The 5,959-nt window shown below is 45.9% G+C and carries 5 protein-coding genes; 3 read left to right on the top strand and 2 right to left on the bottom strand.

The features are described from left to right. Positions 1 to 360 precede the first annotated feature (360 nt). A complete protein-coding gene (locus tag QUB20_RS27855) occupies positions 361 to 1,833 on the top strand; it encodes an MBOAT family protein (protein ID WP_333251321.1) in 1,473 nt (490 codons plus the stop codon). Between the two features lie 393 nt (positions 1,834 to 2,226). Here the strand turns inward: QUB20_RS27855 and QUB20_RS27850 are convergent, their stop codons facing one another. Continuing rightward, entirely contained in the window at positions 2,227 to 3,051 is an 825-nt protein-coding gene (locus QUB20_RS27850; RefSeq protein ID WP_333251324.1) for a sulfurtransferase, read from the bottom strand. Positions 3,052 to 3,077: 26 nt separating this feature from the next. After that, positions 3,078 to 4,046 (bottom strand): hypothetical protein, encoded by a 969-nt coding sequence (locus QUB20_RS27845; protein ID WP_333251326.1) that lies wholly within the window; start codon positions 4,044 to 4,046, stop codon positions 3,078 to 3,080. An 81-nt stretch (positions 4,047 to 4,127) separates the two neighbouring features. Between QUB20_RS27845 and QUB20_RS27840 the strand changes: the two genes are divergently transcribed. Both QUB20_RS27840 and glmU read left to right on the top strand, forming a co-directional pair. Further along, positions 4,128 to 4,412: a hypothetical protein gene (locus QUB20_RS27840; RefSeq protein ID WP_333246945.1), complete on the top strand. Its 285-nt coding sequence runs from the start codon at positions 4,128 to 4,130 to the stop codon at positions 4,410 to 4,412. A gap of 99 nt (positions 4,413 to 4,511) precedes the next feature. After that, positions 4,512 to 5,891 carry a bifunctional UDP-N-acetylglucosamine diphosphorylase/glucosamine-1-phosphate N-acetyltransferase GlmU gene (gene glmU, locus QUB20_RS27835; protein WP_333251329.1) on the top strand — a complete coding sequence of 460 codons (1,380 nt, stop codon included), beginning with the start codon at positions 4,512 to 4,514 and terminating at the stop codon, positions 5,889 to 5,891. Positions 5,892 to 5,959 lie beyond the last annotated feature (68 nt).

The raw sequence follows: 5,959 nt of genomic DNA, 5'->3' as shown, positions 1-5,959 counted from the left end.
GTGGGATGGGCGTCCCGCCCGTCCAAAACGGACGGGCGGGACGCCCATCCCACAAACTTGTGGAAGTTATTTAATTCTCATTCCTAAGAGAGTGAATTTATAGCAGGCAAGATTTATTTAATTTGCAACAGAATTTAACCTTTGTGCTGTAAAATGTAGCAGTTCTCAGTTGCCGACTATATAGTAGGGACTTACCGAGGGCATATTTTCGTGTGGGCGATCGGCTAAAATCCAGGATAAATCTTGTTCTTAGCAAAGTCTCGATTAATAAAAATAATGCAACAGTAGACCCGGAATCCAAACCCATACAAAATAAGCCATTCCCAATTCTAAAATCTAAAATCTAAAATCTAAAATGGTATGACTTTCATCTCCCTTCAATATGCGCTGTTTCTGTTAGTTTTGTTCGCGGCTTACTGGTTGGTTCCGCTGCAGTGGTGGCGACTGTTCATCATGTTGGCGGGTAGTTTGATTTTTTATGCTTCGCTGCAAATTTGGTACATTCCTTTGCTGTTAGTCGCTGCTTTGTTTAATTACTGCTTGGGGATGGCTATTGGGGAACCTCTGGATTGGCGGATTGCTAATGAATCTTGGAACCGCCGCCGTTTGTTGCTGCTGTGGATAGGCATCTGCCTGAATGTGTTGCTGCTTCTGGGCTTTAAGTATGTGCCTTTTTTATTGAGTTCGATCGGCACTTTGTTCAATTGGCCTTTAGCTATCGACGGGGCTGACTGGGTGAAAAGTCACGTCATCGCACCCCTGGGATTGAGTTTCTTTTGCTTTGAGTGCATTGCTTATTTGATTGACGTGTACCGAGGCGCGCCTGCTGCTACTTCGCTGCTGCACTTTGCTGCTTACAAGTTGTTTTTTCCAAAACTGATTTCCGGCCCGATTACTCGGTATCACAACTTGATATATCAACTGAAAACCCAACAATTTCCAACGCCCGATCGCATTTCTGAGGGACTTTGGACGATCGCCTTTGGTGCAGTAAAAAAAGGTCTTTTCGCAGATAACTTGGGAATTTATGTCGATTTAAGCTTTACCAATTTACAGCGGGCGGGTAGCGAGGATTTGTGGCTGGCGATTTTGGCTTACGGGCTGCAACTTTATCTCGATTTTAGTGGCTATGTTGACATGGCGCGCGGTACTGCTTTGCTGCTGGGTTGGTATTTGCCACCAAATTTTGATTTTCCTTATTTTAGTGCCAGCATAGCTGATTTTTGGCGACGCTGGCACATGACTTTAGGCGATTGGCTACGCAATTATTTGTATTTTCCTTTGGGCGGTTCGCGAGTCGGTTTGTGGCGCACTTGTCTGAATTTGTCTATTGTCATGTTAATTGCGGGAATTTGGCACGGGGCGGCTTGGGGATTTATTGTGTGGGGGGTTTTACACGGTTTAGCTTTGGCGGTTCACAGGCTGAGTGATGTGCTGTTTAAGCGGTTGCGGATCGAGTTTTTGTGGGAAAATCCGATCGGGATTGCGATCGGTTGGCTGTTGACTCAGGCGATGGTTTTTGGTAGTTGGATATTTTTCCGACTTCCCGATTTAAAGGATTCTGGATGGGCGATTTCGCATTTGTGGGGACACACTGCTGACGTGCAGTTTGCTGAGAAAGTTTATGTAGAAGCTTTGGGTTTAGATAGAGTGAGTTTAGCTTGGATTTTGGCTGCTTTGGCTGTGGCGATGCTGGGGAATTATGCGTTGAGTCGGGGTTTGAAATTAGAGTTAAATTGGCCGATGAAATTGGTGTTAGTGCCGCTTTGTTTGTATGCCGTTTGGGTGTTGGCTCCCGAAGGCGGTTTGCCTTATATTTATTTTGATTTTTAGGGTATTGTTTAATTCGCCTTCTCAACAGGCTTTCCGGCCTGTTCCACAAAGAGTAGATTTTCTTGTGGAACAGGCCGGAAAGCCTGTTCTTGAGAATGGTGCAAGATGTCAGTGGAAGTGATTACCCGCTACCTATTAGTGTCAACTTAAGCTTTTAGTCCGCCAGTCCTCCCGCTCACCCAACAGTCCGCCAGGGAATGAATTCCCTGTCTCATAGCTAAAGTCCTCTCAAAGAGGACTGAAGAACTCATTAGTCCTCATAGCGAGGAATTTCGCTTTGATATCATTTCCGGTTACACCGGCATGATGTTGACGGTTGACGGTTGACGGTTGACGCCGTGAACAGTCAACAGTGAACAGTCAACAGTCAACAATCATATCGAGGAGTGCACCCTACAACTGATAAGAACACCAGTCACTCCAGCTACCGACATAAAGTTTAGCATCGGGAATTCCGGCGATTTCTAAAGACAGTAAATTGACGCAAGCCGTCACCCCGGAACCGCAATAAACAATAATTTCTTCGGCTTTTTCTAATTCCGTCCACCGGTGTTTTTGTTCGGATGCCGATCGCACTTTTCCAGTTTCATCCGTCACCCCTTGCCACGGATAGTTAACCGCACCCGGAATGTGACCTGCAATGGGGTCGATCGGCTCCCGCAAACCTTCATATCTCTCGCTTTCTCGCGAATCAACCAAAACCTTTCCCGGCACGTCTTTACGCTCTTTTACCGCCTCAATATCTACCGCCAAATCCTGCTGCAAATGAGCAACAAATTTACCCTCGCGGGGTTCTGGCAAAATATTTGTTACCGGATATCCCGCCGCTTTCCAGCCGCTGAAACCGCCGTCTAACAAAGCGACTTTGCTGTGTCCCATATATCGCAGCAGCCACCACAAACGAGAGGCAAAAGCCAGCCGCGAATCGTCATAGGCGACGACTAAAGTTTCTGGTGAATTAATGCCGATCGCGCTCAATTTATCAGCTAATTCTTCAATGTTTGGCAGCGGATGTCTACCGCCGTGTTTGCCCACAGCACTCGCGAGATCGCGGTTTAAATCTAAATAGAAAGCTCCGGGAATGTGACTTTCTTGATATTGTTTTTGTCCCAATTCATGGTCGGCAAGGGAAAAACGACAGTCAATGATTACAACTTGCGGATTGTCGGTATTGGTGGCTAACCATTCAGGAGAAACGATTAAAGTGTTGTCAGTCATAAGTATTCAAATCTATGTTTTAACATTTATCGGGAAGGAGCTTTTTTATCGGGTTCTGCTTTATCGGTACGAGATTTTTTAGAAGTTTGTTTCTCCGAAGCTCTTTTTTCAGAATTAGATTTTTTAGGAGTTGCTTTTTCCGAAGGTGATTTTTCGGCTGGTGCGGGAGTTGGAGTTGGCTGAGGGGGAGTTACTGCTGCTTCTTGAGCGTAAAGCAGATATTTCTGATACTCGATTACTTTTGCTTGAGCTAGTTGATGGTTGGGGCTAGAAACTGGTACTCTTCTCATTAATGAGACGGCTTCTTGCCAACGATCGATAACTGTACTCCAATCTTCCTTGGTTTTTGCCGATCGCCCCAATTCTGCTGCTTTGAGTGCACTGTTAACGGCTTCTCGAAAAGTATCTGGTGCAGCATCCGGTGCAGTTGCTAAATCTGCTGTTTCATCGGGATTATTCCCCGCAGTTGCTGCTGGCTGGTTCAAAATTTTACCGACAAACGCCACCACGGCGATCGCCAACATACCCGTCACCAGCCCAACTACAATGAAAGTCGATCGCAGTCGGTTCTCAAATGCAGCAAGTTCCGACGGTTTTTCCTCCTCAATATTGTTCTCCATCTCTGTGCGATCGTCCATATTAACAACAGCAGTATTTGGCACAGATTCTCCTGCAAAGCTCTGTGGTTCAAAAGTGCTGTTGTCCAAACTAAACTCGTGACTCCAAGCAGCAGCAATCTGACCGCTTTGTCGGCCCTCAACCTTCACTTTGCGAATCGAATCCGGCTGCAAATTCGTCAGCTCGGTGCGAACAAAATCAACTAATGTATTTTCTATGGGTACCTGCTCGGCCTCAAGAATTACATCCAAACAGTCGCCGTCGAGATTAGCGGAGGCTGTGATGCCTTCAGATTGCAACTGGCTGTTGAGCCAAGATGCGATCGCAGTGGCAATATCTCCCTGCTTGGCAAGTTCCTGAAAATTAAGCTCTGTCATAGCTGGACACCTGATAATGCAGAAGGAATGAAAAATTCATAAATAGTTTTTTTAAGTTAAAAACACCCTAACTGAAATTCAATGAATAGTATAATATATCGCGGCAAATCCCAGCCCAAAGATGCAAATTCTCACTCTCCCTCCCCCTGGCATCCCTTGGGGAATGACTTGCATTGCTTGGCTTTAAGCCGAACTCAGGTTTGTAGTGAGGAATGCAAGTCGTCTTGCTCAGCCGCCAAATACTGCTGCTGCAACCAGGTTTTTGATACCGGGCGGGCCAGTCCAGATATTGCCAGCGTCGCCCCTACAACCAGCATCCGGCTGGAAAAATGCTCGATCGCGCGGATGCGAGATGGGAAATTTTAGATGAAAAATTTGTGCGATCGCAGTGCCATCGGCGGACAGCGAGTGATATCATCAGTTAGTCAATATTCAAGTTTTTATAGCAAATAACTCGATCGCACAATGGTAGCAATAGCAATTTTAGCTGCTGGACGCGGCACGCGCATGAAATCTGACTTGCCTAAAGTTCTACACGAATTAGGCGGTCGATCGCTAGTTGAGAGAGTCCTGCAAAGTTGTCAAGAAATTCAAATTACCAGGCGACTTGTCATCGTCGGTTATCGAGGTGAACTCGTTAAAGAATCCCTGATTCGAGGTCAAGAAATATCAGGAAAAAATCCTCAATCTCCTCCCCTAGAATTTGTCGAACAAACCGAACAATTGGGAACCGGTCATGCCATCCAACAATTGCTGCCTCACTTAGAGGGATTTCAAGGAGACTTGCTGGTCTTAAATGGGGATGTACCTTTGCTGAGGGCAGAAACTATCAAACAATTGATGGCCATTCACAAACAGCACAAAAACTCTGCTACTTTATTGACAGCTAATTTACCGAATCCCCAAGGGTACGGACGAGTATTTACCGACAGTCAAAACTTAGTCCAGCAAATTGTCGAACACCGCGACTGCACACAAGCTCAAAAGCAAAATCACCGAATTAATGCAGGTGTTTACTGCTTTCACTGGCCGGATTTAGAGAAAATTTTGCCAGAATTGAAGGCAGATAATGACCAAAAAGAATATTACCTAACTGATACGGTAAATTTCCTCAGTCCGGTGATGGCGGTGGATGTGGAAGATTATCAAGAAATATTGGGAATTAACGATCGCAAACATTTAGCCACAGCTTGCGATATTTTGCAAACGCGGATAAAGGACAAATGGATGACGGCGGGAGTGACGCTGCTAGATCCCAACAGCATTACGATCGACGATACAGTAGAGTTGCAGCCGGATGTCGTAATTGAACCGCAAACTCACTTGCGAGGAAATACTTCGATCGCCTCCGGGAGTCGCATCGGCCCCGGCAGTTTGATCGAAAACAGTCAGATTGGGGAAAATGTGACTGTGCTTTATTCAGTGGTTTCTGACAGTATGGTTGCTGAAAATTCGCGAATTGGCCCTTACGCACATTTGCGGGGACACGCAGAAATTGGGGCTAACTGTCGCGTCGGCAATTTTGTAGAATTGAAAAATACTCAAATAGGCGATCGAACTAATGTCGCTCACTTGTCTTATTTAGGCGACGCGACTTTGGGAGAAAAAGTCAACATCGGTGCGGGGACAATTACGGCGAATTATGACGGAAAAAACAAGCACAAAACTCAAATAGGCGATCGGAGTAAAACGGGTTCTAATAGCGTGCTGGTTGCACCGATAACTTTGGGAGAAGATGTTACTGTAGCGGCGGGTTCCGTGGTGACAGAAGATGTGCCGAATGATTGTTTAGTAATTGCCCGTTCCCGCCAAGTTGTCAAACCAGGTTGGAAGTTGAAGGAATGAGAATTAAATAACTTCCACTCTTGAAAGTGGGATGGGCGTCCCGCCCGTCCAAAAAGGACGGGCGGGAC

The organism is Microcoleus sp. B4-C2 (genome assembly GCF_036705265.1).
GTDB lineage: Bacteria > Cyanobacteriota > Cyanobacteriia > Cyanobacteriales > Microcoleaceae > Microcoleus.
Note: the sequence above shows the minus strand (reverse complement) of the source record. Positions and strands in the feature narration are given on the sequence as shown.

What these genes read in the sequence shown, in the direction of transcription:
- QUB20_RS27850 (WP_333251324.1), bottom strand. Translation starts at nt 3,051, where the DNA reads ATGACTGACAACACTTTAATCGTTTCTCCTGAATGGTTAGCCACCAAT.
- glmU (WP_333251329.1), top strand. Translation starts at nt 4,512, where the DNA reads ATGGTAGCAATAGCAATTTTAGCTGCTGGACGCGGCACGCGCATGAAA.
- QUB20_RS27845 (WP_333251326.1), bottom strand. Translation starts at nt 4,046, where the DNA reads ATGACAGAGCTTAATTTTCAGGAACTTGCCAAGCAGGGAGATATTGCC.
- QUB20_RS27840 (WP_333246945.1), top strand. Translation starts at nt 4,128, where the DNA reads ATGAATAGTATAATATATCGCGGCAAATCCCAGCCCAAAGATGCAAAT.
- QUB20_RS27855 (WP_333251321.1), top strand. Translation starts at nt 361, where the DNA reads ATGACTTTCATCTCCCTTCAATATGCGCTGTTTCTGTTAGTTTTGTTC.